This is a genomic window from Brevibacterium sp. 2SA (assembly GCF_005502845.1).
Classification (GTDB): domain Bacteria; phylum Actinomycetota; class Actinomycetes; order Actinomycetales; family Brevibacteriaceae; genus Brevibacterium.
The window spans coordinates 78,248-104,543 of the sequence record NZ_SCMW01000006.1 but is presented as its reverse complement, the minus strand read 5'-3'; the positions used below and the strand labels follow the sequence as shown (position 1 = coordinate 104,543).

At 69.2% G+C, this 26,296-nt stretch carries 26 protein-coding genes; 15 read left to right on the top strand and 11 right to left on the bottom strand.

Annotated elements, in window-relative coordinates; genetic code table 11:
* Window positions 1-18: 18 nt before the first annotated feature.
* Together FFS20_RS04560 and FFS20_RS18065 are read right to left on the bottom strand one after the other, a co-directional pair.
* Entirely contained in the window at window positions 19-477 is a 459-nt protein-coding gene (locus tag FFS20_RS04560) for an Rv3235 family protein (RefSeq protein WP_137824737.1), read from the bottom strand.
* Window positions 474-1,289 (bottom strand): LysM domain-containing protein, encoded by an 816-nt coding sequence (locus FFS20_RS18065; protein WP_212743285.1) that lies wholly within the window; start codon window positions 1,287-1,289, stop codon window positions 474-476. The genes FFS20_RS04560 and FFS20_RS18065 overlap by 4 nt, the downstream gene beginning before the upstream one ends.
* 138 nt (window positions 1,290-1,427) lie before the next feature.
* Here FFS20_RS18065 and FFS20_RS04550 point away from each other — a divergent pair, with 138 nt between their 5' ends.
* Window positions 1,428-1,943, top strand: coding sequence for a hypothetical protein (locus FFS20_RS04550; RefSeq protein ID WP_137824736.1), 516 nt, complete (start codon window positions 1,428-1,430; stop codon window positions 1,941-1,943).
* Window positions 1,944-1,980: 37 nt separating this feature from the next.
* Here FFS20_RS04550 and FFS20_RS04545 read toward each other — a convergent pair whose 3' ends face one another.
* Entirely contained in the window at window positions 1,981-2,202 is a 222-nt protein-coding gene (locus FFS20_RS04545) for a helix-turn-helix domain-containing protein (protein WP_137824735.1), read from the bottom strand.
* A gap of 164 nt (window positions 2,203-2,366) precedes the next feature.
* Between FFS20_RS04545 and FFS20_RS04540 the strand changes: the two genes are divergently transcribed.
* The 3 genes from FFS20_RS04540 to FFS20_RS04530 all read left to right on the top strand — a co-directional run bounded on the left by FFS20_RS04540 (window position 2,367) and on the right by FFS20_RS04530 (window position 4,780).
* Window positions 2,367-2,996: a hypothetical protein gene (locus FFS20_RS04540; protein ID WP_137824734.1), complete on the top strand. Its 630-nt coding sequence runs from the start codon at window positions 2,367-2,369 to the stop codon at window positions 2,994-2,996.
* Between the two features lie 5 nt (window positions 2,997-3,001).
* Window positions 3,002-4,252, top strand: coding sequence for a DNA-binding response regulator (locus tag FFS20_RS04535; protein ID WP_137824733.1), 1,251 nt, complete (start codon window positions 3,002-3,004; stop codon window positions 4,250-4,252).
* 69 nt (window positions 4,253-4,321) lie between these two features.
* Entirely contained in the window at window positions 4,322-4,780 is a 459-nt protein-coding gene (locus tag FFS20_RS04530) for a hypothetical protein (RefSeq protein ID WP_137824732.1), read from the top strand.
* 9 nt (window positions 4,781-4,789) lie between these two features.
* Here FFS20_RS04530 and FFS20_RS04525 read toward each other — a convergent pair whose 3' ends face one another.
* A complete protein-coding gene (locus FFS20_RS04525) occupies window positions 4,790-5,254 on the bottom strand; it encodes a DUF2505 domain-containing protein (RefSeq protein ID WP_137824731.1) in 465 nt (154 codons plus the stop codon).
* Window positions 5,255-5,397: 143 nt separating this feature from the next.
* Here FFS20_RS04525 and FFS20_RS04520 point away from each other — a divergent pair, with 143 nt between their 5' ends.
* Both FFS20_RS04520 and FFS20_RS04515 read left to right on the top strand, forming a co-directional pair.
* Window positions 5,398-10,281 (top strand): NAD-glutamate dehydrogenase, encoded by a 4,884-nt coding sequence (locus FFS20_RS04520; RefSeq protein WP_137824730.1) that lies wholly within the window; start codon window positions 5,398-5,400, stop codon window positions 10,279-10,281.
* Window positions 10,282-10,384: 103 nt separating this feature from the next.
* Entirely contained in the window at window positions 10,385-11,899 is a 1,515-nt protein-coding gene (locus FFS20_RS04515; RefSeq protein WP_137824729.1) for a PAS domain-containing sensor histidine kinase, read from the top strand.
* Between the two features lie 144 nt (window positions 11,900-12,043).
* On the opposite strand, the gene FFS20_RS04510 is transcribed toward FFS20_RS04515, so the two are convergent.
* On the bottom strand, window positions 12,044-12,292 hold the full coding sequence (locus FFS20_RS04510; RefSeq protein WP_009374875.1) for a WhiB family transcriptional regulator: 249 nt from the start codon (window positions 12,290-12,292) through the stop codon (window positions 12,044-12,046).
* Between the two features lie 415 nt (window positions 12,293-12,707).
* Here FFS20_RS04510 and FFS20_RS04505 point away from each other — a divergent pair, with 415 nt between their 5' ends.
* The 5 genes from FFS20_RS04505 to FFS20_RS18215 all read left to right on the top strand — a co-directional run bounded on the left by FFS20_RS04505 (window position 12,708) and on the right by FFS20_RS18215 (window position 16,520).
* Window positions 12,708-13,268: a gamma carbonic anhydrase family protein gene (locus FFS20_RS04505; RefSeq protein ID WP_137824728.1), complete on the top strand. Its 561-nt coding sequence runs from the start codon at window positions 12,708-12,710 to the stop codon at window positions 13,266-13,268.
* An 81-nt stretch (window positions 13,269-13,349) separates the two neighbouring features.
* Complete coding sequence (locus tag FFS20_RS04500; protein WP_137824727.1) at window positions 13,350-14,783, top strand: NAD(P)H-quinone dehydrogenase; 1,434 nt, start codon at window positions 13,350-13,352, stop codon at window positions 14,781-14,783.
* Window positions 14,784-14,903: 120 nt separating this feature from the next.
* On the top strand, window positions 14,904-15,245 hold the full coding sequence (locus FFS20_RS04495) for a YciI family protein (protein ID WP_137824726.1): 342 nt from the start codon (window positions 14,904-14,906) through the stop codon (window positions 15,243-15,245).
* Window positions 15,246-15,253: 8 nt separating this feature from the next.
* Entirely contained in the window at window positions 15,254-16,213 is a 960-nt protein-coding gene (locus FFS20_RS04490; RefSeq protein ID WP_249356661.1) for a sigma-70 family RNA polymerase sigma factor, read from the top strand.
* Window positions 16,191-16,520 carry a hypothetical protein gene (locus tag FFS20_RS18215; RefSeq protein ID WP_249356660.1) on the top strand — a complete coding sequence of 110 codons (330 nt, stop codon included), beginning with the start codon at window positions 16,191-16,193 and terminating at the stop codon, window positions 16,518-16,520. The genes FFS20_RS04490 and FFS20_RS18215 overlap by 23 nt, the downstream gene beginning before the upstream one ends.
* 27 nt (window positions 16,521-16,547) lie before the next feature.
* Here FFS20_RS18215 and FFS20_RS04485 read toward each other — a convergent pair whose 3' ends face one another.
* From FFS20_RS04485 to FFS20_RS04475, 3 genes are all read right to left on the bottom strand, one after another.
* Entirely contained in the window at window positions 16,548-18,356 is a 1,809-nt protein-coding gene (locus FFS20_RS04485; protein ID WP_137824725.1) for a biotin carboxylase N-terminal domain-containing protein, read from the bottom strand.
* A 124-nt stretch (window positions 18,357-18,480) separates the two neighbouring features.
* The gene (locus FFS20_RS04480) at window positions 18,481-19,158 is read right to left on the bottom strand and encodes a Maf family protein (protein ID WP_137824724.1); all 678 of its coding nucleotides are present in this window, start codon (window positions 19,156-19,158) and stop codon (window positions 18,481-18,483) included.
* Complete coding sequence (locus tag FFS20_RS04475) at window positions 19,155-20,123, bottom strand: SGNH/GDSL hydrolase family protein (protein WP_249356659.1); 969 nt, start codon at window positions 20,121-20,123, stop codon at window positions 19,155-19,157. Before FFS20_RS04475 ends, FFS20_RS04480 begins: the two co-directional genes overlap by 4 nt.
* A 66-nt stretch (window positions 20,124-20,189) precedes the next feature.
* On the opposite strand from FFS20_RS04475, the gene FFS20_RS04470 reads away from it, so the two are divergent.
* Window positions 20,190-21,605, top strand: coding sequence for an AI-2E family transporter (locus FFS20_RS04470; RefSeq protein ID WP_137824723.1), 1,416 nt, complete (start codon window positions 20,190-20,192; stop codon window positions 21,603-21,605).
* Between the two features lie 134 nt (window positions 21,606-21,739).
* Here FFS20_RS04470 and greA read toward each other — a convergent pair whose 3' ends face one another.
* The gene (greA, locus tag FFS20_RS04465) at window positions 21,740-22,234 is read right to left on the bottom strand and encodes a transcription elongation factor GreA (RefSeq protein ID WP_137824722.1); all 495 of its coding nucleotides are present in this window, start codon (window positions 22,232-22,234) and stop codon (window positions 21,740-21,742) included.
* 254 nt (window positions 22,235-22,488) lie between these two features.
* Window positions 22,489-22,911 (bottom strand): DUF4307 domain-containing protein, encoded by a 423-nt coding sequence (locus FFS20_RS04460; protein ID WP_137824721.1) that lies wholly within the window; start codon window positions 22,909-22,911, stop codon window positions 22,489-22,491.
* 124 nt (window positions 22,912-23,035) lie between these two features.
* On the opposite strand from FFS20_RS04460, the gene mca reads away from it, so the two are divergent.
* A complete protein-coding gene (gene mca / locus FFS20_RS04455) occupies window positions 23,036-24,019 on the top strand; it encodes a mycothiol conjugate amidase Mca (protein ID WP_137824720.1) in 984 nt (327 codons plus the stop codon).
* Window positions 24,016-24,381 carry a hypothetical protein gene (locus FFS20_RS04450; protein WP_249356658.1) on the top strand — a complete coding sequence of 122 codons (366 nt, stop codon included), beginning with the start codon at window positions 24,016-24,018 and terminating at the stop codon, window positions 24,379-24,381. The genes mca and FFS20_RS04450 overlap by 4 nt, the downstream gene beginning before the upstream one ends.
* Before the next feature lie 170 nt (window positions 24,382-24,551).
* On the opposite strand, the gene FFS20_RS04445 is transcribed toward FFS20_RS04450, so the two are convergent.
* Window positions 24,552-25,325: a hemolysin III family protein gene (locus FFS20_RS04445; protein WP_137824719.1), complete on the bottom strand. Its 774-nt coding sequence runs from the start codon at window positions 25,323-25,325 to the stop codon at window positions 24,552-24,554.
* 208 nt (window positions 25,326-25,533) lie between these two features.
* On the opposite strand from FFS20_RS04445, the gene FFS20_RS04440 reads away from it, so the two are divergent.
* Window positions 25,534-26,295 carry an isoprenyl transferase gene (locus FFS20_RS04440; protein WP_137824718.1) on the top strand — a complete coding sequence of 254 codons (762 nt, stop codon included), beginning with the start codon at window positions 25,534-25,536 and terminating at the stop codon, window positions 26,293-26,295.
* Window position 26,296 lies beyond the last annotated feature (1 nt).

The window sequence follows — 26,296 nt, the reverse complement described above, 5'->3', positions numbered from 1 at the left end:
GTGCGGCCCGGGCGGGGCTCACATGGTCTGCAGCGCCGTCATCGTCCACCGGTTCGTCAGCAGCTCGAGGCGGATCGCCACGGCTCGGTAGCGCGCGGGCGTGCGGACCATGACCGTGACCTCGGCGACGGTCTCGGCGACGCGGCACACGCGGGAGCGCCCCGCCGTGAGGGTGCGTTCGGCGCCATGGTCGCGGACCGGTCTCGTCGGGGCGATCTCCGCCCGCAGCTGAGCGCGCCGATCGATCTTCTCGAGCAGCTCCTGGTCGACCCAGCGGGCGATCGTGTCGCTGCGCCGCACCCCGGAGAAGATCTCGAGGCACGCGATGGCCAGCGACGTCGCCGTCTCGGCGATCCGTTCGCCGTCATCGTCCGGCGGCAGCGATCGCGGGGGAGACGCACCGGTGGCGCTGCGGGTCAGCCGCGTGGCCGGGGCTGTCGTCCGGGCCGGGCGCGTGAGAACGAGGGGTGCGCTCATGAGGGGATCTCCAATCGCTGTCCGGGCATGATGAGATCGGGGTCGGCGCCGATGATGTCGCGGTTGGCCGAGTGGATGGCGGCCACGAGCGTCCCGCGCGCGTCATCGGAATCGGTGAGCTCGGAGGCGATCGACCACAGACTCTCCCCACGGCTGACGACGTGCACCGTCGGCTCGAAGGCGTCGGACGAACCGTCGGACGAGCCGTCGGGCGAATCGTCGGGCGGAACACCGTCATCGGGTGGAACACCGTCATCGGGTGGATCCGTGCTGCTGGGTGGATCGGTGCTGGTCGGTGGATCAGTGTTGCTCGGCGGATCGGCAGGGTCGGTCGTCGGCCATCCCGGGTCGAGCGGCGCACCGGGAGTCGTCGGCCATCCCGGGTCGGGCAGGGCCGCGGCACTGACAGGCCTGTCGTCGATACTCGAACTCCCCGTGACACTCGCCGCCCTCGGATCACCGGCGATGCCCGTGCCGGCATCTCCGGCGATAGTGCCGCTGAAGGCGAGGGCGCTCTGCGCCGCGCAGCCGACGGCGACGGCGGTGAGCACGCTCGACGCGAGCATCCGGGGCGCCAACCGCACCGCTGCCGCACTGAGCCGGGTCCGCAGACGACCGGTCGGGAGCACGGCCACGCCGAGGGCGAGGAGGGCGGTGACGCCGAGGCGGGCGAACGCGAGGACCGCGGCCCCGGCGAGTGTGAGGACGACGAGGTCGCTGACCGTCCACGGCTGGGCGAGGACCACCCACAGCGTGGCGAAACCGCCGAGCAGAGACAGCCAGGAGATGGCGCAGAGACCGATGAGATACATTGTGGACATCCTTAAGCGTGAATGTTCACTCAGGATGCAGTTTGATACTGTTTCATGTCAATAGTATCCGTCGAACTACGACAGTGTAGTTAGTTCAGTCTCTTGCGGACATCGCGGGACTCGGGCAAGCTTCACGATATGGACGAGCGGATCGACGCCTTCCTCGATGACCTCGAAGCCATGCACACATGGCGGGAGCGTCATGCCCGACGCGGCGAGTTCTCCGATGAGCTGGCGATGCAGGCCGCCGAGCGGACCCTCCTCGAACGCCTGCGCGGCAGCCTCGGGGAGGAGGTCAGGGTGACGACCGAGAGTCGGGAGATCACGGGGACGGCGGCCTTCCTCGGCGCCGGGATCTGCGTCATCGCCGGGGCGGAGGTGACGATCGTGTCACTGGCCTGTCTCTACGAGCTGCGGACCGGATCCCGCCGGCACGACCACGGGGCGGGGGCGCTGGAGAAGCTCGGCATGGGATCGGCGCTGCGGCGTCTGGCCGCCTGGCATGAGGAGATCGTCATCGAGCTGCGGGCGACGGGCAGGACGATCCGCGGCCGCACCGACATGGTCGCCGCCGACTACGTCGAGATCGCGGGACGGATCATCCCGCTCTCGCGGATCGCCACCGTGCAGGCGCGGGTGAATCCCTTTGCGTGAGGGGCGCGGGAGACCTCTGCGGGAGCGGCGCAGGAGATCAGTCGTCGAGGAGGCCGGCCTTGATCTCGTGCTCGGTGCGCTCGTACATCCGCTGGATGTACGCCTCGATCTCGGCCTTCTCGACGCGCCACTGCCCGCGGCCGCCGACCTTGATGGCGCGCAGGTCGCCCGTGCGCACGAGGGCACGCGCCTGAGCGATCGAGACATTGAGCAGTTCGGCCACGTCGGTGAGTGGCAGGAAGCGGTTTTCGACGACCATGACGGTTCTCCCCAATTCCAAGCGACGGCATTGTTCCCAGCGATGACAGGGTTTCAAGCGACAACAGTTTTGCCTGAAATCATTGCTTTGACCCCATTTGATACTCGATACTATCACTCACAGGCAATTCCTGTCATGGGAAAATCCCCCGAATCGGAGATGCAATGGAGCTCTCGAGACGTTTCCGCCCACCCCGCTGGACCGATGCCAGACTGCTCGTCGGCGCAGTCCTCGTCATCGCGGCCATCGTCGCCACCTATCTCCTCGTCAGCGCCGCCACGGCGACGACGCGGGTCTGGGCCAGCGCGGCATCCCTCGTGCCCGGTCAGGCGCTCGGACCCGACGACCTCGTCGTCGCCGAGGTCAACCTCGCCGACGTCGGGGACAAGTACCTCTCCGCCGATGCGCCCCTGCCCCAGGACTCGAGCGTGCGCTCCGTCATCGCCGAAGGCGAGCTCGTGCCCGCCTCGGCGGTGACCCCGATGGCCGAACTCGAGGGCCGGATCGTCGCGATCGACGTCCCCGGATCGGTGCCCTCGGTCGTCGACCGGGGCAGCCTCGTCGACGTGTGGGCCCAACCGGAGTCGACGGGACTCGATGATGAGGCCGGCGACCCCGAGCAGATCGTCAGCGGCGCCCCGGTCGCGCACATCACCCGTGACGTCGGCAGCTTCGGGGTCGGCGACGGCGCCCGGATCGAAGTCTTCGTCCCGGCCACCGCGCTGTCCGGGGTGCTGTCCGCTCTCGACGGCCGCAGCGTCCTCTCCGTCGTCGGCGCTCCCGGCGGGAGCTGATCGCGATGCCCCAGGTGCTGCTCGCCGTCGACTTCGAGTACGACCTCATCCTCTTCGAACTGCTCAGCGACCTCGACGACGTCGACGTCATCGCCCGTCCCGCCGACGACGTCGAACTCCTCGCCCTGTGCCGGACCGGCAGCGCCGACATCGCGATCGTCGGCGAGTACTTCCCCGGCCTCGACGCCGACGTCATCGCGGCCGTGCTCGCCACCGGGACGAAGGTGCTCGGGGTCGGAGCCGATGAGGCGGCCCTGGCCCGTCTCGGCATCACGACGGCCGTGCCCGCCACCGCCGACGCCCTCCGGGTCGCCCGCGCCCTCGACGACGTCACCCGCAGCGCCGTCGTGCCGCCCCGCCCGGCGTCCCCGCCGGGACGCACCAAACCGGCCGGGCGGATCGTCACGGTGTGGGGGACGGGATCGTCCCCGGGGCGCACCCTCACCGCGGTCAACCTCGGCGATCAGTCCTCCCGTCTCGGACATCGCACCGTCGTCGTCGACGCCGACACCGTGGGGGCGATGGTCGCCACGACGCTCGGGCTGACGGAGGAGTCCTCCCACCTGGCGAGCCTGTGCCGGCTCGAGGCGGAGAAGTCCCCGCCCACCGACATCAGCGGGGTGCCGCACGCGGCGATCCGCGACGACTTCCACGTCATCACCGGGCTGACCCGGCCCGAACGGTGGCCGGAGGTGCGGGGAGCCGTGCTCCGCTCGGCGCTGCGCGACCTCGCAGGACTCTACGATCTCGTCGTCGTCGACGTCTCCGACCGCCTCGATCCCGACGACGACTTCGCCGATCCGTTCTACGACCGTCACTGCGCGACCCGTGCGGCCCTCGACGCGGCCGACGATGTCCTCGTGCTCGCGACCGGGGATCCGATCGGCCTGCAGAAGCTCGTGCGGCTCCTCGGCACCGAACGCTGCGAGCAGATGCGCGACACGCTGCGGATCGGGATCACGAAGGTGAGGGCCTCGGCGGTCGGGCATCCGGCGGAGACGCGGATCAGGGAGGCGCTCGGACGCTTCGCCGGGCGCGAACCCGACTTCGTCCTCAGCGACGACCGGGCGACCGTCGACGCCGCGCTGCTGTCGGGACGCACTGTGGCCGAGGTCAGGCCGAAATCGGTGCTGAGCCGGCAGTTCGCCGAGGTCGCTGCCGGGCTCCTGCCTACGCGCAGGCGGATCCGACACCGGTCCGGCAGTGCCCGGGGTGCGAGCGGGCGCGGAGTCGCGGCCCGCCTCCGGTCGCGCTGAGCCCCGCGGGTCGGCCCCGGCGGGGATCGTCTGCGCCTCATCCGGGGATCCTCGCCCTAGGATGGAGGCATGGCTGTTCGCTGCTACATCCCGACCACCCTCGCCGCCCTCGCCGCCGGCCTCCAGTCCGTGACCGCGGTCGCCCCGGACGCCGCTGCCGCCCAGCTCCGCGGTGACGACCTCGACGAGGCCGAGTTCACCGCCATGAGCATCGCCGCGGCCCTCGCCGCCGACGAGGCGCTGGGGTCCGGCGCGGAATCAGCGTCCCCGCGCGTCGTCGTCGCCTACGACGCGCCGTCGACAACCGGTCGGGAGCCGCTCGCGCCGGGATTCGATGCGCTCACCCTCACCAGGGTCGACGAGGACCGCATCGTCAGCGTCCACCTCGACGAGGCCTCCGACTGGGAGGCGGCGATCGAGCTGGCCGCAGCGCACGGGGCAGAGGCGGCCGGCGACCGCCTCGGCGAGTCCGATCTGCTCTGGTACGACCGGACCGAACTGCGCGATCTGCTCCGCGATCGCACCTGAGCCTGCGGGTCAGACCTCGGCGAGCCGGTCGAGTCGCTCGCGCAGCTGGGTCTCGAGGATGGGCACGAGCGCCTGTTCGATCATCGACCCGAACATCGGCACCGAGGAGCTGATCTCGGACCGCACGGTGGCCGCTGTGCCGCTGCCCTCGGAGACGAGGGTGAGGAGAGAGTCGATCTCCACGGGCACGCCGGCGGCGTGGGCGGTCATCCGGACCTCGGCACGATCGCCGATGACGTCCCCGGGAACCATGTAGACCTCGACGAGCTCGGCACCCGAGGGCAGGCGCGAGGCCAGGGTCGCCGGCAGCTCACTGGCCGGCACAGCGGTGCGCACGGTCACCTCGGTGTCGGGATCGACCCGCTCCGTCGTCGCCGCGGAGCCGAGCTTCTCCCACGTCGCGGCGTCGGCGAGCAGGGCGAGGAAATCGGTGAGTCCGATCGCATAGTCATGGCTGAGTGTCAGTGTTCTCATGCCCTCAGTCTGCCAGCCGATCGACGCCGTGCCGCGGCAGGCCGACCGGCGTGCCTTTCTCGCCGATTGAGCATAGTGTGGGGGATGGCGGCTCCGAGTCGAGCCGGCAACATTATTTGTGCGCTGATCGTAGAGGTGTAAAGGTGTCTCAGGTCTCATATTCGGACATTGCTGGAGAGTGGAGGAAGCAGAAGGGGCAGGCCGCTCCGGAGAATTTCATCGAAGCGTACTACCCCCGATTCGAACCGGGCACCGCCGAGGCGGGCGCCGAAGGTCTCGCCGCAGCGGCGGCCACCCACTACGCTCTCGGCCTCGAGTATGACGGCACCGCCCCGGTCCTCAACATCTACAACCCGTCGGTCGACTCCCCGGAGTACCTCGACAACCACACCGTCATCGCGATGGTCCTCCCCGACATGCCTCACCTCGTGTCCTCGATCGTCTCCGACCTCGCAACGAGCGGACGGGCCATCCGCCTCGTCCACCATCCCATCCTCGCCGTCGAGGGGCACGGCTCCGATCTCACCGTCCTCTCTCCCGCCGAAGCGCCCGCCGTGTCCGCCGACACCGCGGGCATTCCTGTGGTCACCGAGGCCGCGGAGCCGACCGGTGACGCCCCCGACCAGCAGTCGTGGATCCGCATCGAGGTCGACCGGGTGCCGCCGGAGGACCACGACGGACTCGAGAAGCAGCTGCGCAGCGTCCTCGACTACGTCGCTGCCGCCGCGCGCGATGCCGATGCGATGTCGGCGAAGGCCAAGGAGATCGCCGGTGAGCTCCAGGCGCGTCCGCCCCGCCCCGAGCTCGCCTCCGAGGCGGAGGCCGCCGCCGAACTGCTGACCTGGCTCGACGGTCATTTCACGTTCCTCGGCTACCGCGAGTACGACTACTCCCACGACGCGGAGTCGAGCAGCCTCGAACCGATCGAGCACACCTCGCTGGGCATCTCCGCGCTGCGCCCGCTCGCGAAGTCGCCGCTGTCGAGCGCCGTGGCGGCGAAGGCGGCCGAACCGCACGTGCTCGTCCTCACGAAGGCGAACTCCCGGTCCCGGGTCATCCGGGGCTCGTTCATGGACTACATCGGGGTGAAGACCTTCGATGAGAACGGCGAGATCGTCGGTGAGCGACGCTTCGTCGGCGTCTTCAAGCCCGAGTTCTACAACGACAGCGTGCTGAGCATCCCGGTCATCAACCGCAAGGTGCGCAAGATCCTCGCCTCGAGCGGGTTCCCCGCCGGATCCCACTCGGCCAACGAGCTCCTCGGCATCCTCGAGACGTATCCGCGCGATGACCTCATGCACGATGACACCCAGTCGATCTTCGACGTCGTCATGCAGATCGTCGACATGCAGGAGCGCCGCCAGTCGCGGGTCTTCGTCCGCGAGGACCCCTACCAGCGCTACGTCTCCGTCATCCTCTACCTGCCCCGCGACCTCTACGACACTGCGGCCCGCCAACGCGTCCAGGACGTGCTGCGCGAGTTCTACAACGCCGAGAGCGTCGACTTCGACGTCCTCCTCACCGAGTCCGCGCTGGCCCGCATCCACTTCGTCGCCCGTGTCGCCCGCGACGCGGAGCTGCCGGAGATCGATCCGGCGGTCGTCGAGAAGCGCATCGTCGCCGCCGTGCGCTCGTGGAACGAGGACGTCCACGCCTTCCTCGCCCCGACCGAGCGCGGCGACAGCGGCCGCGCCATCGAACGCGCCGACCTGTGGTCGAAGGCGTTCCCTCCCGGCTACGGCGAGTACCACACGCCCGCCGACGCCGTCGCCGATGTCGAGCGCTTCGAAGCGCTGAGCTCCGGTGAGGGATCGGCCGTGCGCCTCTACACTCCCGACGACGCCGACGATGCGCCGACGCGGCTCGCCCTCTACCGCGACGGTCGGGTCGGCCTCTCCGAGGTCCTGCCGTACCTCACCGCGTTCGGCGCCACGGTGCTCGACGAGCGACCCTACGAACTCGACCTCGCCGACGGCACCCACCGCTACATCTACGACTTCGGCGTCCGCTTCGACACCGACCTCGACGAGGCGGCCAGCGAGCGCATCGCCGAGGCGTTCATCGCCGGCTGGGACGGTCGCAAGGAGGCAGGCGTCTTCGACCGCCTCGTCGTCTCCGGTCTCGACTGGCAGCAGGTGACGATCATCCGGGCGCTCGGGAAGTACCTGCGCCAGGCCGGGTTCACCTACTCCGACGCCTACGTCGGGGAGGTCTACAGCGACAACCCGGAGATCTCCCGCCTCCTCGTCGACTACTTCTTCGCGAAGTTCGACCCCGCGGCCGACGACGCCGGACGCGAGACCGCCACCGCGGCGATCGACGAGCGAATCGAGACCGCCCTCGGCGACGTCGCCAGCCTCGACGCCGACCGCGTGCTGCGCTCCTCGCTCGAACTGCTGCGCGCGACCCTGCGGACGAACTACTTCATCAACCCCGACGGCGAACTCCCGACGGCACTGGCCCTGAAGATCCGCCCCACCGAGCTCAGCTTCGTGCCCAAGCCCCGGCCCGCACTCGAGATGTGGGTGTACTCCCCGCAGGTCGAGGGCGTCCACCTGCGCTTCGGCACCGTCGCCCGCGGCGGCCTGCGCTGGTCGGATCGCCGTGACGACTTCCGCACCGAAGTCCTCGGTCTCGTCAAGGCGCAGATGGTCAAGAACGCGCTCATCGTGCCCACCGGCGCCAAGGGCGGGTTCTTCCCCAAGCAGCTGCCGCCGATGAGCGACAGGGATGCGTGGATGGCCGCCGGTCAGGCCGCCTACGAAGTGTTCATCGAAAGCCTCCTCGAAGTCGCCGACAACCTCGTCTACACCGAGGACGGCAGCCAGAAGGTCGTCCACCCCGACCGCGTCGTCCGCCACGACGGCGACGACTACTACCTCGTCGTCGCCGCCGACAAGGGCACCGCGCGCTTCTCCGACGTCGCGAATGCGATCTCCGAGCGCCGCGGATTCTGGCTCGGCGACGCCTTCGCCTCCGGCGGCTCGGTCGGCTACGACCACAAGAAGATGGCGATCACCTCCCGCGGGGCGTGGAAGTCCGTCGAACGCCACTTCCGCGAGCTCGACCTCAACACCGCCGAGGAGGACTTCACCGTCGTCGGCATCGGCGACATGAGCGGTGACGTCTTCGGCAACGGCATGCTCCGCAGCGAGCACATCCGCCTCGTCGCCGCCTTCGACCACCGCGACATCTTCCTCGATCCCAACCCGGATGCGGCGAGGAGCTTCACCGAACGGCAGCGCCTCTTCGACCTGCCGCGCTCGTCGTGGCAGGACTACGACCGGGACCTCATCTCGCAGGGCGGGGGAGTCTTCCCGCGGACGGCGAAGTCGATCGACCTCAGCCCGGAGGCCGCCGCGGCCCTCGGCGTCGATCCCGGCCGGCGCAGTCCCGCCGAACTGATGTCGGAGATCCTCGCCGCTCCCGTCGACCTCCTCTACAACGGCGGCATCGGCACGTACATCAAGTCCTCCGGGGAGAGCCACGCCGACGTCGGCGACAAGGCCAACGATGCGATCCGGATCGACGGCGACGACGTCAGGGCACGGGTCATCGGGGAGGGCGGCAACCTCGGCGTCACCCAGCTGGGACGTGTCGAAGCGGCGCTGAACGGGGTCGCGATCAACACCGACGCCGTCGACAACTCCGCCGGCGTCGACAGCTCCGACCACGAGGTCAACATCAAGCTCCTCCTGCGCACCCTGCTGCACAAGGGGGCGTTCGCGGCCGAGGATCGGGAGAAGGTGCTGCTCTCCTTCACCGACGACGTCGCCGATCGGGTGCTGGCGAACAACTACGCGCAGAACGTCGTCCTCGGTGAGGCGCGCTCGCAGACCGAGGCGATGTCGGGCACCTACGGCCGGATGCTCGCCTACCTCGAGAAGCACGCGGACCTCGACCGCCACGTCGAGTTCCTGCCGAACGCCGAGGAACTGGCCAAGCGCGAGTTCAGCTCGTACGTCTCCCCGGAGCTCGCAGTGCTCCTCGCTTATGCGAAGATGCACGCCGTCGACGAGATCCTCGACAGCGTCGTGCCCGATGAGCCGTGGATGAAGCGGGAGCTCGCCGGATACTTCCCGGACGCCCTGCGCGAGCAGTACGGGGACTACATCGCCGAGCATCCGCTGCACCGGGAGATCGCCACGGCGAAGCTCGTCAACCGGATGGTCGACCGCGGCGGACTCACCTACGTCTACCGGATGCTCGAGGAGACTCCGGCCTCGGTGCCGCAGATCGCCCGTGTCTTCGTCGTCGTCTCCGAGATCTTCGGGCTCGACGACTTCTTCGACGCGGTCACCGCGCTCGACAACAAGGTGCCCACGGAGGTCCAGGTCAAGCTCCAGCACGACTACGTGCGCCTGCTCGACCGGTCCTCGCGCTGGCTCGTCCAGCAGGCCCCCGACACCCTCGACGTCGATTCGGGCATCGAACTCTACGGCAAGGTCGTCGCCGCTCTGCGCGAGCGCGTGCCCGCCCTCGTCGACGGCTTCGACGCCGAGGCGATGGCCGCCAAGGCGCAGGAGTACATCGACGACGGGGTCCCCGAGGAGCTCGCATGGCGGGCTGCGGCGCTGCTCGACGAGTTCGCCCTCCTCGACATCACCCAGCTCGCGGCGCGCACCAACGAGTCCGCCGAGGACGTCGCCGAGGTCTACTACGCCGTCAACGACAAGTTCTCCGGGTCGCAGGTGCTCGCCCTCATCGGCGACCTCGACCGGTCCGATCGCTGGTCGGCACTGGCCCGCGGCTCCCTGCGCGATGACTTCTACTCCGCGATCCTCTCGGTCGCCGGCTCCGTCATCGCCGCCACGGACTCGCCGATCTCCGGGACCCCGGACGAACGCGCCAAGCAGCGGCTGACCGAATGGCTCGAGCGCAACGAGACGGTCGCCGCGCGGGTGCTCGAGACGATCGAGACGGTCATCGCCCTCGACACCGTCACGCAGGCTCCGCTGTCGGTGCTGCTGCGCATGATGCGCGGTGTCGTGCGGTCCTCGGCCTGGGAGTCCGAGCACAGCGCCTGATCCCCACCGTCTGGCCGAGCGTCATCGGTGATAGCGTCAACCTCAGCGGGCTCGAAGACGACCTTCGGGCCCGCTGAACACTCCCCACCCGGAAGAGGGACCCGTGCTCAACGAACAACTGGCAGCCGAAGGCATCACCGATGAGGCGGATGCCGAATACCTTCACCTCCTCGTCGGGGACTGGCAGCTCATCGCCGATCTCTCGTTCGCCGACCTCGTTCTCTGGGTGCCGTCGGCGAGCGGGGCGTTCACGGTCGTCGCGCACGCGAGGCCGACGACGGGGGCGACGCTGTTCAATCGGGACCTCCTCGGCGCGCGGGCGACCGGGCTCGAACGCGAGCTCCTCGAGGCGGCGGTGGAGACCCGGACCATCGTCACCGAGGTGGCTCCGGCCAAGGAGCTCGGCGTCAACGCGGGCACCGAGGAGACCGAGGTGAGCGCCGAGGCGGTGCCGCTCGTCCGCCACGGGGAGACGCTCGCCGTCATGGTCAGGTACTCCGAGGAGATGCGCCGGCGCGGGACCTCGCGGCTCGAGAAGCACTACCGGGACGCGGCGAAGGCGCTGCTGACGATGATCGCCCAGGGCGCGTTCCCCGATCGGGAGGCGCCGAGCGGAGTGCGCCACGGTGAGCCGCGGGTCGGTGACGGCATCTTCGTCCTCGACCGTGACTCCCGGGTCCAGTACGCCTCCCCGAACGCCGTGTCGCTGATGAATCGCCTCGGCCACGGTGGGGAGATCGAAGGCGCCTACCTCTCCGAGGTGGTGTCGAGCCTGAGCACGGAGTTGCGGCAGGTCGATGAGACCCTGCCGCTCGTGCTCACCGGACGCGCGCCGTGGCGGACCGAACTCGAGGTGGGGCGCACGAGTGTCTCCCTGCGCGCGATTCCGCTCACCGACGACGGTGAGCGCACCGGGGCGATCGTGCTGGCCAGGGACGTCTCGGAGATCCGGCGGCGCAAGCGGGAGCTGCTCTCCCGCGATGCGATGATCAAGGAGATGCACCACCGGGTGAAGAACAATCTGCAGACCGTCTCCGCACTGCTGCGCCTGCAGACGCGGCGGATCGACAATCCCGCGGCCAAGGCGGCGCTGTCGGAGGCGATGCGGAGGGTGTCGATCATCGCCGTCGTCCACGATGTGCTCAGCCAGGGAGTCGAGTCCGAGGTCGACTTCGACGAGGTCGTCGACAAGGGCCTGCGACTGACCCCGGAGCTGACGAGTCCGCTCGTCCAGATCTCCCTGCAGCGCCAGGGCAGCTTCGGGACGATCTCGTCCGCCGACGCGACGTCCCTGGCGCTGGCGATCACCGAGCTCATCACGAACGCGATCGAGCACGGCTTCCCGCTCGAGGAGCAGGAGGGGCTCGCGCCGGGGGAGACGCTCACCGGCCATGTCTGGGTCGTGCCCGAGCGCAACGGCGACCACCTCCACGTCACGATCGCCGACGACGGCGTCGGGCTGGGCGACCAGCAGAGCCCGGGCAACGGCCTGGGCACCCAGATCGTGCGCACCCTCGTCTCGGCGGATCTCGCCGGGTCGATCCAGTGGCGGGAGCGGGAGGGCGGGGGCACCGAGGCGATCCTCGACGTCCCGCTGCGCCCCGACTCCTACGACTGACGGTCCGCCTCGGTGCTGCGATGCGCGCCGCGGTGGTGCGACGGGTCCGGGCACGACAAAGTCCCCAGCTCGGATCGCGAAGATCGTGGTTCGAGCAGGGGACTCTGACGAGGTTCGGACTGTGCGAGTTCGGTGGAGCGGGAGTCAGCCGGCGCGGCGGGCGCGGGCGGCGCGACGCTTGAGGGCGCGGCGCTCGTCTTCGCTGAGGCCGCCCCAGACGCCGGCGTCCTGTCCGGATTCGAGTGCCCACTGGAGGCAGGTCTCCGCCACTTCGCAGCGACGGCACACAGTCTTGGCCTCTTCGATCTGAAGCAATGCCGGACCCGTGTTTCCGATGGGGAAGAACAGTTCGGGGTCCTCATTGAGGCATGCAGCGCGATGACGCCAATCCATGGTGGCCTTTCGACGGTGATAAGTGAAAGCGGTGTGCGCGCACGACAGCAGCGGCGCGCAACTCTCACAGTCAAGGTTCACATAACCGCAAAAGGCACACAAGAGTCTGGCAGTGTGAAGTTTCTGACAAATATTCTGTCCATTTTCCTGCTAAGGCGTGCTCGTTGCAAATCCGTCCAAAACGCGTCTCACTCTGCAGAAGCACGGTGTCGCCGGGGTGAACGGAAAGGGGAGGGACCGTGAAGTCGCCCGTCCTCGGAGGAGGATGTCACGCGGCAGGCGGACAGCCGCCCCTCGTGGTGGGCGGAGACTATCACTGCGAGGAGAACTGCACGTGAGACGCCTGCCGCAGGGACCTCGGCCGTGGGTAGACTGGCAGGCACCTGAACCAGCACCGAGAGCCGATGGAGGACTCATGACGGAATCGCAGGCACGCATCATCTCTGTCGGCGGGCACACCCCGCAGATCGATCCCGAGGCCTTCGTCGCCGCCGGCGCCACCCTCGTCGGCGACGTGCGCGTCGAACGCGGCGCCGGCATCTTCTACGGCTGTGTGCTCCGAGCGGAGAAGGCCCCGATCACCATAGGCGAGGACTCCAACGTCCAGGACAACACGGTGATGCACACCGACGAGGGCAAACCCGTCGTCGTCGGCCGGCGGGTCTCGATCGGCCACCAGGCCCTCGTCCACGGCGCCGCCGTCGACGACGATGTGCTCATCGGGATGCATGCGACGGTCCTCAACGACGCGCACATCGGCTCCGAATCGCTCATCGCGGCCGGCACGGTCGTCCTCGAGGGCACCGACATCCCGCCGCGCTCCCTCGTCGCAGGCGTCCCCGGCAAAGTGCGACGCGAGATGACCGACGACGGCGTCGAGAAGGTCAGGGCCAATGCGCAGGCCTATGTCTCCCTCTCCGCGCTCCACCGCGACACCGCCGAGGTGGTCGACCCTGCCGACGCCGCCGATTCCTGACCGGCGCCGCCCGCCTGACGACGCACTTTCCGCCCCGAGAGTTCATTCGCTCCCGGGGTGGCGATTTGAGAGGATTGAGCCGTGAACGAAGAATTTGAATCCGCAGCAGATCGAGTCGTCGTCATCGGCGGTGGTCCGGGAGGCTACGAAGCCGCTCTCGCCGCCGCACAGCTGGGCGCCGACGTCATGCTCATCGAGCGCCACCGCACCGGCGGCGCCGCTGTCGTCACCGACGTCGTGCCCTCGAAGTCGCTCATCGCGACAGCGGAGATGATGGACGAGATCACGCGCTCGTCGAGTCTCGGCATCAGGATCACCGGCAAGGACGAGACGACCGAGGAGCACCCGGACCACGACCGGGTGACTGCGGACCTCAAAGCGGTCAACGACCGCATCCTCTCGCTCGCCACCGCCCAGTCCGACGACATCTACGACGGTCTCATCCGCGCCGGGGTGAAGATCATCAAGGGCAGCGCGACGCTCGTCGACCGCGATCGGGTCGAGGTCGTCGAGGAGAGCGGCACCGAATACACCCTGCGGGCCTCGACGATCCTGCTGGCCGTCGGCGCCCACCCGCGCGAACTCGACACCGCCAAGCCCGACGGCGAGCGGATCCTGTCATGGACCCAGCTCTACGAACTCGAGGAGCTGCCCGAGCATCTCATCGTCGTCGGGTCGGGCGTCACCGGTGCCGAGTTCGCCTCGGCGTACCGCGCCCTCGGCGCCGACGTCACCCTCGTGTCCTCCCGCGAGAAGGTCCTGCCCGGGCAGGACGAGGACGCCGCCGACGTCCTCGAGTTCGTCTTCCGCAACAAGGGCATGAACGTGCTCTCCCGCTCCCGCGCCCAGTCGGTCGAGCGGACCGACGACGGCGTCGAGGTCACCCTCGCCGACGGCCGCCGGGTCCAGGGATCGCACTGCCTCATGGCCGTCGGGTCGATTCCCAACACCGCCGACCTCGGACTCGACGCGGCCGGCGTCAAGGTCAACGACTCCGGGCACATCGTCGTCGACGGCGTCTCCCGGACCAACCGCCCCGGCATCTACGCCGCCGGTGACTGCACCGGCGTCCTGCCGCTTGCCTCGGTGGCGGCGATGCAGGGGCGCATCGCGATGTCCCACGCCCTCGGCGATGCCGTCCAGCCGCTCAAGCTGCGCAACGTCGCCTCGAACGTCTTCACCGCCCCGGAGATCGCGACCGTCGGATTCACCCAGCAGAACTACCGCGAGAACCCCACCGACATCGACACCGTCATGCTGCCGCTCGACACCAACCCGCGGGCGAAGATGCTCGGCATCGAAGACGGCTTCGTCAAGATCTTCGCGCGTCGCGGTTCGGGCTCCATCCTCGGCGGAGTCGTCGTCGGGCCCCGCGCCAGCGAGCTCATCCTCCCCATCACGATGGCCGTGGAGAACCGCCTGACCGTCGATCAGCTCTCGGCGTCGTTCGTCGTCTACCCCTCGCTGAGCGGATCGCTGACCGAGGCCTCGCGGCGCCTCCACCGGCACCTCTAGAGATCTTTTCGCCTCCCGGTGTCGATATCCTGACCTCAGGGACGTCACAGTGGTGTCGGACGATCCCGTCCGGCGCCACCGGGTGCGCGAGGCGCATCCGCACGCGAAGGGAAGTCAGAGATGAAATACGCACTGCTGCTCATGGGCAGGACCGCCGACGCCGACTGCGGTGAGGACGGCGGACCCGACCCGAGCGAGTTCATGCGCTTCGACGAGGAGATCAGCGCCGCCGGCATCGTCGTCGGCGGATTCGCCCTCGAAGGCCCCGAGCACGGGGTGAGAGTGAGCGAAGCGGAGGGGCAGGCGCTGGTCACCTCGGGGCCGTTCGCCGAATCGAGCGAGTTCGTCGGCGGCAGCTACGTCATCGAGGTGCCGACGATCGACGATGCGATCGGCTGGGCGAAGCGCAGCCCCGGCGCGCGGTTCGGGCACATCGAGATCCGGCCCCTCGCCGACTACTGAGTCCGGCCATGGCCACCGAGTCCGCGGCAGCCGCCCGGGCCCTCACCGTGATCGGCGAGGAGGACCACGGGCGCCTGCTCGCGGCTCTGGCCCGGACCTTCCACGACCTCGATCTCGCCGAGGAGGCACTCGCCGACGCGATCGTCCGCGCGGTCGAGACCTGGCCGGGCAGGGGAGTGCCCGCCAACCCCCAGGCGTGGCTGATGACGACGGCGAAGAACCGCGCGATCGACCTCATCCGTGCCGATGCCCGCAGAGCACGGCACCTCGCACGACTGCGGATCGAGGACGAACGGCGCCCCGGCGATCACGAGGACCACGCCGACCGCCTCGGCGCGGACCTCGATTCCGCCCGTATCCCCGATGACCGGCTCGGTCTCTTCTTCACCTGCGCGCATCCGACCTTGAAAGAGCCCGAGCGGATCGCCCTCATCCTCCGCTTCCTCGCCGGACTGAGCACCGCCGAGGTGGCTGCCGCCTTCCTCGTCGACACGACGACGATGCAGCAGCGGATCGTGCGGGCGAAGAAGCGGATCACGGTGACGGGGATTCCGTTCGGCACCCCCACCTCGGAGGTCCTCGGTGACCGACTGTCCGGAGTGCTGCGCGTCGTCTACCTCATCTTCACGCAGGGGTTCGCCGCGACAGCCGGACCGGTCCATGCGCGCGCCGACCTCCAGGAGGAGGCGATCCGGTTGGCCCGCCTGCTCGTGCGGCTGCTGCCGGACCGGACGGAGCCCCGCGGTCTGCTCGCCCTGCTCCTGCTCACCCGGGCGCGGGCGGAGGCGCGGGTCGATGAGCACGGGCGTCCGATCCCGCTCGAGCACCAGGACCGGCGGCGCTGGGATTCGCGGCTCATCGCCGAAGGCCTCGGGCTGGCGCAGGCGGCCGCCGGTGAACAGGGTGCGGGGGCGTACACGGTGCAGTCGGCGATCGCGGCCGTCCATGCCGAAGTTCGCCGAGACTGACTGGCCGCAGATCCTCGTCCTCTACCGGCTGCTCGAGCGGTTCGAGCCGACCCCGGTCGTCGCCCTCAACATCGCGGTGGTGCGGGGGAAGGTCAGCGGTCCGGCGACGGGGCTGGCGTCCCTCGATGCGCTCGCCGGTGACGCGCAGCTGCAGCGCCATCGTCCCTATCACATCGCGCGGGCGATCACGCTGCGTGAGCTGGGACGCGAGGACGACGCCGAGGCGGCGCTGCGCAGCGCACTGGCGTGTCCGGGCAATGATGCCGAGTCCGACTACCTCACTGCCCGGATCACCGACGACGGGTGATCCGGGCAGTGGGTGAGCGCGGTGGACTCAGGCGGCGAACCGGATGATCGGCTCTCCCGACTTCACGGCGGTGCCGGCATCGACGAGGACCTCGGAGACCGTGCCCGAGTGACCCGCCTTGAGCGGCTGCTCCATCTTCATCGCCTCGATGACGGCGAGCGTGTCCCCGGCCTCGACGGTGTCCCCGGCGGCCACGGCGACGGAGACGATCGTGCCCTGCATCGGGGCGTTGAGCGCGTTGGACTCGTCGGTCAGCTGCGCGCCCTTGCGGCGCAGGTTGCGCTTGCGGCGGGGCACGCTCGGGCTCGGGACGTGACCGAGGTCGGAGATGACGTCCTTGGGAACCGACACGGTCATTCGGCGGCCGTCGACCTCGACGACGACACTGAAGCTGTCAGCGGTGGTGCTCATGTGATCTCCTGTGGTCGGTGCGGCGAGCGGGTTGACGAACGCGGTTTCGAGCCAGTTGGTCCACACCGCGAAGTCTCCGGCGAAGGCCGGTTCCGAGGCGAGGATGCGGTGGAGGGGCAGCAGAGTGGAGACTCCGTCGATGCGGTATTCGCTCAGGGCGCGACGCGAGCGGGCCAGCGCCTGGTCGCGGTCGGCGCCGGTGATGATGAGCTTGGCGAGCATCGGGTCGAAGTCGGTGCCGACGACGCTGCCCTCGCCGATGCCGGAGTCGAGGCGCACCCCGGGCCCGGCCGGTGCCCGGTAGTTCTTCACGGTGCCGGTGGCGGGGAAGAACGTCGTGGGATCCTCGGCGTTGATGCGGAACTGGATCGCGTGTCCGCGCACGGCGGGGAACGTCTCGGGGAGGCGCTCACCCGAGGCGATGCGCAGCTGCCAGCCGACGAGATCGACGCCGGTGACCTCCTCGGTGACGGTGTGCTCGACCTGGATGCGCGCGTTGGCCTCCATGAAGATGATCGTCCCGTCCGTGCCGAGGAGGAACTCGCACGTGGCGGCGCCGACGTAGCCGACGTGGGCGAGCACGCGGATCGAGGCCTCGGTGACGATGCGCTCCTGCTCCGCGGTGAGGAACGGGGCAGGCGCCTCTTCGACGATCTTCTGGTTCCGGCGCTGCAGCGTGCAGTCGCGGGTCGAGAGGACGCGGACTTCGCCGAAGGAGTCGGCGAGGCACTGGGTCTCGATGTGCCGGGGGTGGACGATCTGCTTCTCGATGAGGCATTCGCCGCGCCCGAACGCCGCCAGGGCCTCGCGGGTGGCCGCGGTGTATGCGGCTTCGAGGTCGTCGGCGGTCGGGCAGGCGCGGAAGCCGCGGCCGCCGCCGCCGTGGACGGCCTTGATGACGACGGGATAGCCGATGCGCTCGGCGACCGCGGCGGCCTCGGCGAGATCGGCGACGGCGCCGTCGGATCCCGGTGCGACGGGAGCGGAGACCGCCTCGGCGACCTCACGGGCACCGGACTTGTCGCCGAGGAGCTCGATGGCGGCCGGGGGAGGGCCGACCCAGGTCAGACCGGCATCGATGACGGCCTGCGCGAACAGCGCGTTCTCGGCGAGGTAGCCGTAGCCGGGATGGATGGCATCGGCACCGGAGCGTGTGGCGAGGGCGAGGATCTTGTCGATGTCGAGGTAGGTCTCCCCGGCGCCGGTGCCCTCGAGCAGCCAGGCGTCGTCGGCGAGCGACACGAACTCGGCGTCCGCATCGGCTCGGGTGTAGACGGCGACCGCTTTGATGCCCAGGTCGTGTGCCGCCCGGATGATGCGCAGGGCGATCTCACCGCGGTTGGCGATGAGGACGCGGCGCACGGGGGCCGTGGGGACGTGGGTCGACAGCGAATCGGTCGTCTCGTCGGGGAGAACTGAGGTCATGGCGCTCCTTTTGTATGATCTCAGATCAATTTAGGGATCGCCGCAAACCATTTGTAGGCCAGCGATAAAAACCTCATGAGAAAACTTCAAAGGCGCCGGGCGTGTCCGCTCGACCGCTTCGAGTCTAGCCCCGGACGGACCAGAAATCGGGCCAGAACAGGCCCATGTCACGCGCGAGATCCCTCACAACCGGCAGGCTGAGCCCGAGCACCGTGAGATGGTCCCCGTCGAGCCGGTCGACGAAGGCGCCGCCGAAGCCGTCGATCGTCAGGGCGCCGGCGACGTGGAAGGGCTCCTCGGTGGCGATGTAGGCCTCGAGCTCCTCCGGGGTGGGAGTGCCGATGAGCACCGCGGTGGCCGACCGCTGCGAGCGGAGGTCCCGGAGCCGGAAGGGCTGCGCGAGGTCGGTGCGCTCGAGCACCGCGAGCGAGTGACCGCTGTGCAGCGTCGTCCAGGAGCCGGCCATCGACGCCCAGATCTCGCGTGTGCGCTCCGGCGTGCCCGGCTTCCCGATCGCCGCGCCGTCGTGTTCGAGGAGGGAATCGCCGGCGATGACGACGCAGGTGAGGGCCCCGCGCAGTGATTCGGGCAGGTCGGCGGCAGGCATCGCCTCGAGTCGGGTGACGACCGCCTGGGCCTTCGCCGCGGAGAGCTCCGTCGTCAGGTCCCCGACGGACCCGGTGAAGGACTCCTCGATCGCCCGTTCGTCGACGTCGGAGACGATGACGGTGGGGTCGATGCCCGAGGCGGCGAGGATCTGCCGACGGGAGGGGGACTGGGAGGCGAGGACGACCGGGATCACGGGGCTCTGCCCTCGGATGTCGGCGTCGTGGTGTCGGCGGGTGCGGTCGCAGACGCGTCCTCGTCGGCGACGCTGCCCTGGCCTGGGCCGGCGTCGGCAGACTCCTCGCGCGTGTCGTCGGGGATGTCCTGCGAGCGGTCGACGGCGATGGGGGCGGCGATGCGCTCGGCGATCGCGGCGAGCACCGTCGAGGCGAGCTGGGCGTATCCGAGGGCACTGGGGAACCGGCCGGACTCGTTGAGCAGCGATTTCCGGGTCGTGCCCGTCAGCGACCCGGTGGCGAGCAGCGGCACCGCGCGGGCCGACAGCGCCGCCAGCCACTGCGAGCCGGCGAGGACGCGGGACGAGCGCCGCAGTGTCGTCTTCAGCGGATCGCGCAGCCCCGGAAGCCCGCCGAGGTTGGGGCAGACGAGGACGAACACCGTGTACCGGCCTTCGCGCTGGAGCCGGTTGATCGCCTGGGTGAGCGCCGGCACGCCGATCGGACCGTGGATGGGGTGGATGACGTCACCGGTGCCGATCGAGATGATCGCGAAGCGGCGGTCCTGGGTCCACGACTCCGCGCCCTGCCGGGCGAGGCGCGACGAGCGGAGGATCTCATCGACCTGTGCCGAGAGCCGATCCGACAGCGCTGAGGGGCGGGCGGTCGCTTCGACCCGGACCGTGGTCCCGAGCAGTCGGGCCAGGCCGCGGCCGATGAGCATGGCAGGGGTCTGGGCGGGATCGTCGATGTCGACGCCGCACAGCCACGAATCGCCGATGACGGCGAGAGCGGCCACCTCCCCGTCATCGGCGCCCGGTGGAGGAACATCCTCGGCGATGGTGAGGTGGCGGCGGTCGGCGTCGGCGTCGAACCCCCGACGCAGGGACGAGGCCTGGCGGCGGAGCAGCCCGGCGGCCGATGCGCCGATGCCGACAGCCGCCCCTGTCATGGTGGCGGCTGCGTAGAAGATGCGCTTTCTCACAAAGAATCCCTTCCTGTGCTGTCATCATTCCACCTCACAGCCATGCGCAACAACTATTGTTGGAGCATGTCAGAGAACGAGAACACTGAATCCCGATTCCGGCTGAAGGGGGCATGGAACTCCTCCCGCGGAGACCGCAGCCGCTCGCGCCGGCGCAATGACGACGAGGCGGTGCGCGCCGGAGACGTCAGCTCCACCGAGGTCGCGCACGCCCGCCTCGACGCCGGTTCCGAACCGTACGTGTCCCCGGGCCTCAGAGTCGCCGCCGCATGGTCGTGGCGCTCGATCGTCGTCCTCGTCGGCATCGGCGTGGCCTTCTGGCTGCTGTCGAAGGTCTGGGACGTGCTCCTGCCCGTGCTCATCGCGCTGCTGCTGGCCGCGCTGCTCGGTCCGCTCACCGACTGGCTCGCGAAGCGGATGCCGCGCGGTCTTGCCGCCGCCATCGCCTTCGTCGGCTTCATCGTCGTCGTCGTCGGACTCTTCACCCTCGTCGGGCAGCAGATCTACTCCGGGATGCCCGATCTCATCGATCAGGTGATCACCGGATTCTCGAGCATCAGCGACTGGCTCGCGCACAACCCGTTCGGCATCGATTCGGGAACGATCTCGACCTACATCGACGACGCGATCCAGTCGGCGACCCAGTTCCTCCAGAACAACGGCTCGCAGCTGCTCGGCGGAGCGCTCCAGGCGACCACCTCGGTGGGTTCGTTCCTCGCCGGTCTCCTCATGACCCTCTTCGCGACGTTCTTCTTCCTCTACGACGGCAAGCGCATCTTCGGGTGGGTCGCGAACCTCCTCCCGATCCCCGCCCAGCCGGTCGCGATCGGCGCCGCCCGTCGCGGGTGGACCACACTGACCCAGTACGTGCGGGTGCAGATCCTCGTCGCCGCCGTCGATGCGATCGGCATCGGCATCGGTGCCGCGATCCTCGGCGTGCCGCTCGTCATCCCGATGACCCTGCTCGTCTTCCTCTCCTCGTTCGTGCCGATCGTCGGTGCCGTCGCCTCGGGCATCGTCGCCGTCGTCGTCGCGCTCGTGTCGAACGGCCTCGTCTCGGCGATCATCATGCTCGCCGTCGTCATCGGCGTCCAGCAGCTCGAAGGCCATGTCCTCCAGCCGTTCCTCATGGGCAAGGCCGTGTCCGTCCACCCGCTCGCCGTCGTCCTCGCCGTGGCCGCCGGAGGCTTCCTCTTCGGCATCGTCGGCGCCCTCTTCGCGGTGCCGCTCGTCGCCGTGCTCAACACCGTCGTCAGCTACATCGTCCACGCCAACGGTCCACGGGGAGGTGCGGCACCCCCGGAGGAGAGACCGGACACCGCCGAGGCGGATGCCGTGCTCGACTCCGCGCAGGCCAAGGTCGACGCGGCGGAGGCCAGGAGCGCCGCAGAGGGCCGCGATTCGGCCGAACCCGAGGACCTCCCCGGATCGGAGACCCCGAGCGGTCGCAGCGGCGCCGGCCGCGACGATCCGCAGCGCTGAGTCCGCCCGGTGCTGAGCGGCCTCGACCGCTCAGCACCGTGTCGTGGGGCGTCGTCCGCACGCGGAGAAGAGAAGACCGGTGGGCGGGTGCATGATGCACCCGCCCACCGGTCTTCGCTGCATCGCAGCCGGTCTCAGCCGGAGAAGGCCTCGATGTCGACGACCTCGACGGAGATCTCCTTGCCGTTGGGGGCCTCGTAGCTCGTCTTGTCGCCGACGGCGACGCCGAGCACGGCCGCACCGAGCGGCGATTTCTCCGAGAACACGTCGATGTCGGAATCGCCGGCGATCTCGCGGCTGCCGAGCAGGAAGCGCATCTCGTTGCCGGCGACCTTCGCGGTCACGACGGATCCGGGGGACACCGTCTTGCCGTCGCTCTCGCTCTCTCCGACCTTCGCGGACCGGAGCAGCTGTTCGAGCTGGCGAATGCGGGCCTCCTGCTTGCCCTGCTCTTCGCGTGCCGCGTGATAGCCGCCGTTCTCCTTCAAGTCACCCTCGTCGCGGGCGGCTTCGATTTTCTCAGCAATCTCTGCACGTCCCGGTCCGGAGAGGTGTTCCAGTTCCTTCGACAGACGGTCGAAGGCTTCCTGTGTCAACCATGTCTCTTCCTGGGTGACATCCTCGGTCATGACTTCTCCTTCTTCGGTTCGGTGCACTGACGGCACGTCAGGCAACGAAAAACCGGGCGTGGGGTACGCCCGGGTGGTGAATGAAACTACAGTCTAACGCATCTGCGGCGAAATACGATGATCTGGATCACCATCCGGACGCAGAAATCGTCCACGTCAGACCGCCTCGGCGAGGAACCAGTGGGAACAGGTGGCCTTGCGGCTCCAGCGCACGGCGGACGCATCCCGGTCGTTCGGCCTCGGGGTCGGCCGGCTCACTCGAACCAGCAGGCGTCGGCGTGGCCCGAGGCCGCGAGCTGCGTCGTCGCGAGGGTGACGTCGATCTGCTTGGGCGAGGTGGGATCGGCCTGCGGGTCGGCCTCGAGACTGACCTCGGTGAAGCCGACGATCGCCTCGCGGTCGTTCGTCGCCTGCACGATGCAGTGCACGCTGCGGGTCTCATCAGGGTAGATGGCGACGCTGACCTGAGTCGTCGCGGAATCTACGATCTCATAATTGAGCGTCCGGGGGTCAGTGGGCTCCTGCGACGGCTGGAAGTTGATGACGCCGATGACGACGACGGCGACGGCGATGACCGCTGCGGCGATGATCGTGGCCCGGCGGCTGAGGCGCCGCTGCGGAGTGCGGCTGCGGCCGTAGCGGTCGCTCTGGGGGTCGGCGGCTGTAACCTCAGTCATTGAATTCCTCATCTGTCAGTCTCGCGCACTAACCTAGAGTAGTCGATCCGAGTTCTGCGATCATGTTCACGGGCACGTGGAGTGAGGAACGGCTCACGGCGAATCGAAAGGGATCTTCCGAGAAATGACTGCGCTTCCATATGAGGGTCTGCGTCTGCTGGCAGTCCACGCCCACCCCGACGACGAATCGTCGAAGGGGGCTGCGACGAGCGCGAAGTACGCGGACCTCGGCGCGCGCGTCCTCATCGCCTCGATGACCGGGGGAGAGGCCGGCGACATCCTCAATCCGGCGCTCCTCCAGTCGCCCAAGGCCGTCCGCGACATCGCGGGGCTGCGCCGTGAGGAGATGGCGGCCGCCGCTGCCGCGCTCGGCGCCGAGCACGTGTGGGTCGGTCATGTCGATTCGGGACTGCCCGACGGCGACATCGACGAGGAGACCCCCACCGGCTGCTTCTACCGGGTGCCCGACGAGATCGCGATGCTGCCCCTCGTCCACATCATCCGGCAGTTCCGGCCCCAGGTCGTCACGACGTACGACGAGCTCGGCGGCTACCCGCACCCCGATCACATCAAGAACCACGCGGTGACGATGGCCGCCGTCGCCGCTGCCGCCGATCCGCAGGCGCACCCGGAGCTCGGCGAGCCGTGGCAGGTGCAGAAGGTCTACTACAACCAGGACCTCTCGGCGAAGAAGTGGATCACGATCCACGAGAAGATGACCGAGGCCGGTCTCGAGTCGCCGTTCGCCGACCATATCGAGGACTTCAGGAAGCGCGATGCCGAACGCGTCAACTGGCTGTCGACGCGCATCGACTGCAGCGAGTACTTCGACGCCCGTGATCGCGCCCTGCTCTCCCACGCCACCCAGATCGATCCCGAAGGCGGGTTCTTCTCCGCCTCGCGGGTGGCGGCCCGGAAGTACTGGCCGACCGAGGAGTTCGAGCTCGCCGTCGACCGCACCGACCGGCCGCCGCTGACTCCGGGCGTCGACTTCCAGGAGTCCGATCTCTTCGCCGGCGTCCGACGCGACGACGGCAGCACGGTCCCGGCCGAGGGCATGCTCCCGGCCTCACCCTCCGTCGACGAATACCAGGGAGAGCGCGCATGAGCATCATGGCAACCGAGTCGAGCCTGTCAGCGGTCGCGGTGCTCGCGGCGACCGGAACGGCGACCCCGTCGGGTGGGCCCGATCCCGACCTCGTCACGCCCGGCACGATCGGCTTCCTCACGACGTTTGCGATCGTCGTCGTCGCGATCTTCCTCATCCGCGACGCCCTCAAGCGCGTGCGCCGGGTGCGGGCGCGGTCCCGAGCCAGCGACGCCTACCCGATCCCGCTGCGCAAGTACGCGGTGCCCAACCAGTCGAAGCTCTCCGGGGCCAACGCCCCCGAGGCCACCGGTGACGCCTCCGAGACCGACCAGGCCGATGCTGATGGTGGGGCCGAGGAGTCCCGGAAGCAGGACGGCTGAACATCTGAGGGGGTGGGGCGGGCGCCGTCCCGACCCCACCGGCAGCCCACAGCGCCGGATCCGCTGATCGCCGAGGCGGTCGCCGGGTCCGGCGCTGTTTTGTGTGCTGTGTGCTCGGCCGGTGCGGCGCGGCCGGTGCGGCGCGGCCGGTGCGGCGCGGCCGCCCGTGCTCAGTACGCGGCGACGGCCGCGACGAGGAGCGCGGCGAGGTGGCAGCCGTAGCCGGCGATCGTGAGGATGTGGAAGATCTCATGGAACCCGAGCCACCGCGGTGCCGGGTTGGGCCGCTTGATGCCGTAGATGACGGCACCGGCGATGTAGCAGACGCCGCCGACGACGATGAGGATGCCGACCGCTGGGATCGTCGCCCAGATCTGCGGGATGTAGCCGACTCCGGCGATGCCGAAGAAGACGTAGACGGGAACGAAGAGCCACCTCGGCGCGGTCGTGAAGATCGTCCGGAACGCCACCCCGAGGGCCGCGGCGCCCCAGAGCACCGAGAGCAGGAGGATCGCCTGATCCGGTCGGAGCATGAGAACGGCGAGGGGGGTGTAGGTGCCGGCGGTGATGAGGAAGATGTTCGCGTGGTCGAGGCGGCGGAGGATGAGGCGGGCGCGGGTCCGCCAGCGGCCGCGGTGATAGACCGCGGAGGTGCCGAAGAGGAGCATGCCGGTCACCGCGAAGACCGAGGCCGCCAGCCGCGATTCGATCGTCGGGGAGATGATGACGAGGGCGAACCCGCCGATCATCGCCAGAGGGAACGCTCCGGCATGGAACCAGCCGCGCAGCTTCGGCTTGACCTGTCCGGCGAGTTTGCCGAGCTCCGAGCGCAGGGCCGTGCGGCGCCGGGCGATGCGCACGGGATACGCGCCGCCGGAGCGGGGCTGCCGGTCCGGCGATTCAAGACGGTCGAGCGCTGGCGGATCCGTGACGGGAGCGTTCATGGGTTCAATCTACTGGCTTCTCCTGGCAGGATCCCCAGCGGCTCATGTGCCGGTCGTGGCAGTCCCATCCCGGGTGTGCCAGTCCCATCCCGGGGTGTGCGCTGACCTCGGAGAGTCACCGGCTGAGACCGACCGCAGGTGAGGCGGTCGGAGGATAGTACTCTGGATGATGTTCGACCGACCGGGACCGCAGGAGAAAGAAGGCGACGTGGCACGACCGCTGAGCTTGCTCTACCGCCTCTACGAGCGGAGACTCCTGCGCGAGCTCGACACCTCGGTGCCCGTGCCCCGGCACGTCGGGGTCATCACCGACGGCAACCGCCGCTGGGCGAAGGAATTCGGGGCGACGACCGCCGACGGCCACCGCGCGGGAGCCGACAAGATCGTCGAGTTCCTCGGCTGGTGCACGGAGGTCGACGTCGAGATCGTCACCCTCTACGTGCTCTCGAAGGAGAACCTCGCACGCTCGGCCGACGAGGTGGCCGTGCTCATCGAGATCATCTCCGACATGGTCGAGCGGATCGCGAAGCTCGACGGGGTGTGGGTCCAACTCGTCGGCGACCTCGACATCCTGCCTCCCGATCTGCGCGCCCGCCTCGAAGCCGCGGCCTCCTCGGACGGACGCGGGATGCGGGTCAACGTCGCCGTCGGCTACGGGGGTCGGCAGGAGATCGTCAACGCCGTGAAGTCCCTGCTGCGGACCCGAACCGACGACGGCATCGACCTCGAGACGATCATCGCCGAACTCTCACCCGAGCAGATCGGGGCCCACCTCTACACGAAGGGTCAGCCCGACCCTGACCTCATCATCCGCTCCTCGGGCGAACAGCGGCTCTCCGGGTTCCTCATGTGGCAGAGCGCATACTCGGAGTTCTACTTCTGTGAGACGTACTGGCCCGACTTCCGGCGCACCGACTTCCTCCGCGCCGTCCGCGACTACGGGCTGCGCCAGCGCCGCTTCGGCCGGTAGA

Bases quoted from the DNA above. Each gene is read 5' to 3' on its own strand.
- FFS20_RS04560 (WP_137824737.1), bottom strand. From the start codon at position 477: ATGAGCGCACCCCTCGTTCTCACGCGCCCGGCCCGGACGACAGCCCCG.
- FFS20_RS18065 (WP_212743285.1), bottom strand. From the start codon at position 1,289: ATGTATCTCATCGGTCTCTGCGCCATCTCCTGGCTGTCTCTGCTCGGC.
- FFS20_RS04550 (WP_137824736.1), top strand. From the start codon at position 1,428: ATGGACGAGCGGATCGACGCCTTCCTCGATGACCTCGAAGCCATGCAC.
- FFS20_RS04545 (WP_137824735.1), bottom strand. From the start codon at position 2,202: ATGGTCGTCGAAAACCGCTTCCTGCCACTCACCGACGTGGCCGAACTG.
- FFS20_RS04540 (WP_137824734.1), top strand. From the start codon at position 2,367: ATGGAGCTCTCGAGACGTTTCCGCCCACCCCGCTGGACCGATGCCAGA.
- FFS20_RS04535 (WP_137824733.1), top strand. From the start codon at position 3,002: ATGCCCCAGGTGCTGCTCGCCGTCGACTTCGAGTACGACCTCATCCTC.
- FFS20_RS04530 (WP_137824732.1), top strand. From the start codon at position 4,322: ATGGCTGTTCGCTGCTACATCCCGACCACCCTCGCCGCCCTCGCCGCC.
- FFS20_RS04525 (WP_137824731.1), bottom strand. From the start codon at position 5,254: ATGAGAACACTGACACTCAGCCATGACTATGCGATCGGACTCACCGAT.
- FFS20_RS04510 (WP_009374875.1), bottom strand. From the start codon at position 12,292: ATGGATTGGCGTCATCGCGCTGCATGCCTCAATGAGGACCCCGAACTG.
- FFS20_RS04505 (WP_137824728.1), top strand. From the start codon at position 12,708: ATGACGGAATCGCAGGCACGCATCATCTCTGTCGGCGGGCACACCCCG.
- FFS20_RS04495 (WP_137824726.1), top strand. From the start codon at position 14,904: ATGAAATACGCACTGCTGCTCATGGGCAGGACCGCCGACGCCGACTGC.
- FFS20_RS04490 (WP_249356661.1), top strand. From the start codon at position 15,254: ATGGCCACCGAGTCCGCGGCAGCCGCCCGGGCCCTCACCGTGATCGGC.
- FFS20_RS18215 (WP_249356660.1), top strand. From the start codon at position 16,191: ATGCCGAAGTTCGCCGAGACTGACTGGCCGCAGATCCTCGTCCTCTAC.
- FFS20_RS04485 (WP_137824725.1), bottom strand. From the start codon at position 18,356: ATGACCTCAGTTCTCCCCGACGAGACGACCGATTCGCTGTCGACCCAC.
- FFS20_RS04470 (WP_137824723.1), top strand. From the start codon at position 20,190: ATGTCAGAGAACGAGAACACTGAATCCCGATTCCGGCTGAAGGGGGCA.
- greA (WP_137824722.1), bottom strand. From the start codon at position 22,234: ATGACCGAGGATGTCACCCAGGAAGAGACATGGTTGACACAGGAAGCC.
- FFS20_RS04460 (WP_137824721.1), bottom strand. From the start codon at position 22,911: ATGACTGAGGTTACAGCCGCCGACCCCCAGAGCGACCGCTACGGCCGC.
- mca (WP_137824720.1), top strand. From the start codon at position 23,036: ATGACTGCGCTTCCATATGAGGGTCTGCGTCTGCTGGCAGTCCACGCC.
- FFS20_RS04450 (WP_249356658.1), top strand. From the start codon at position 24,016: ATGAGCATCATGGCAACCGAGTCGAGCCTGTCAGCGGTCGCGGTGCTC.
- FFS20_RS04445 (WP_137824719.1), bottom strand. From the start codon at position 25,325: ATGAACGCTCCCGTCACGGATCCGCCAGCGCTCGACCGTCTTGAATCG.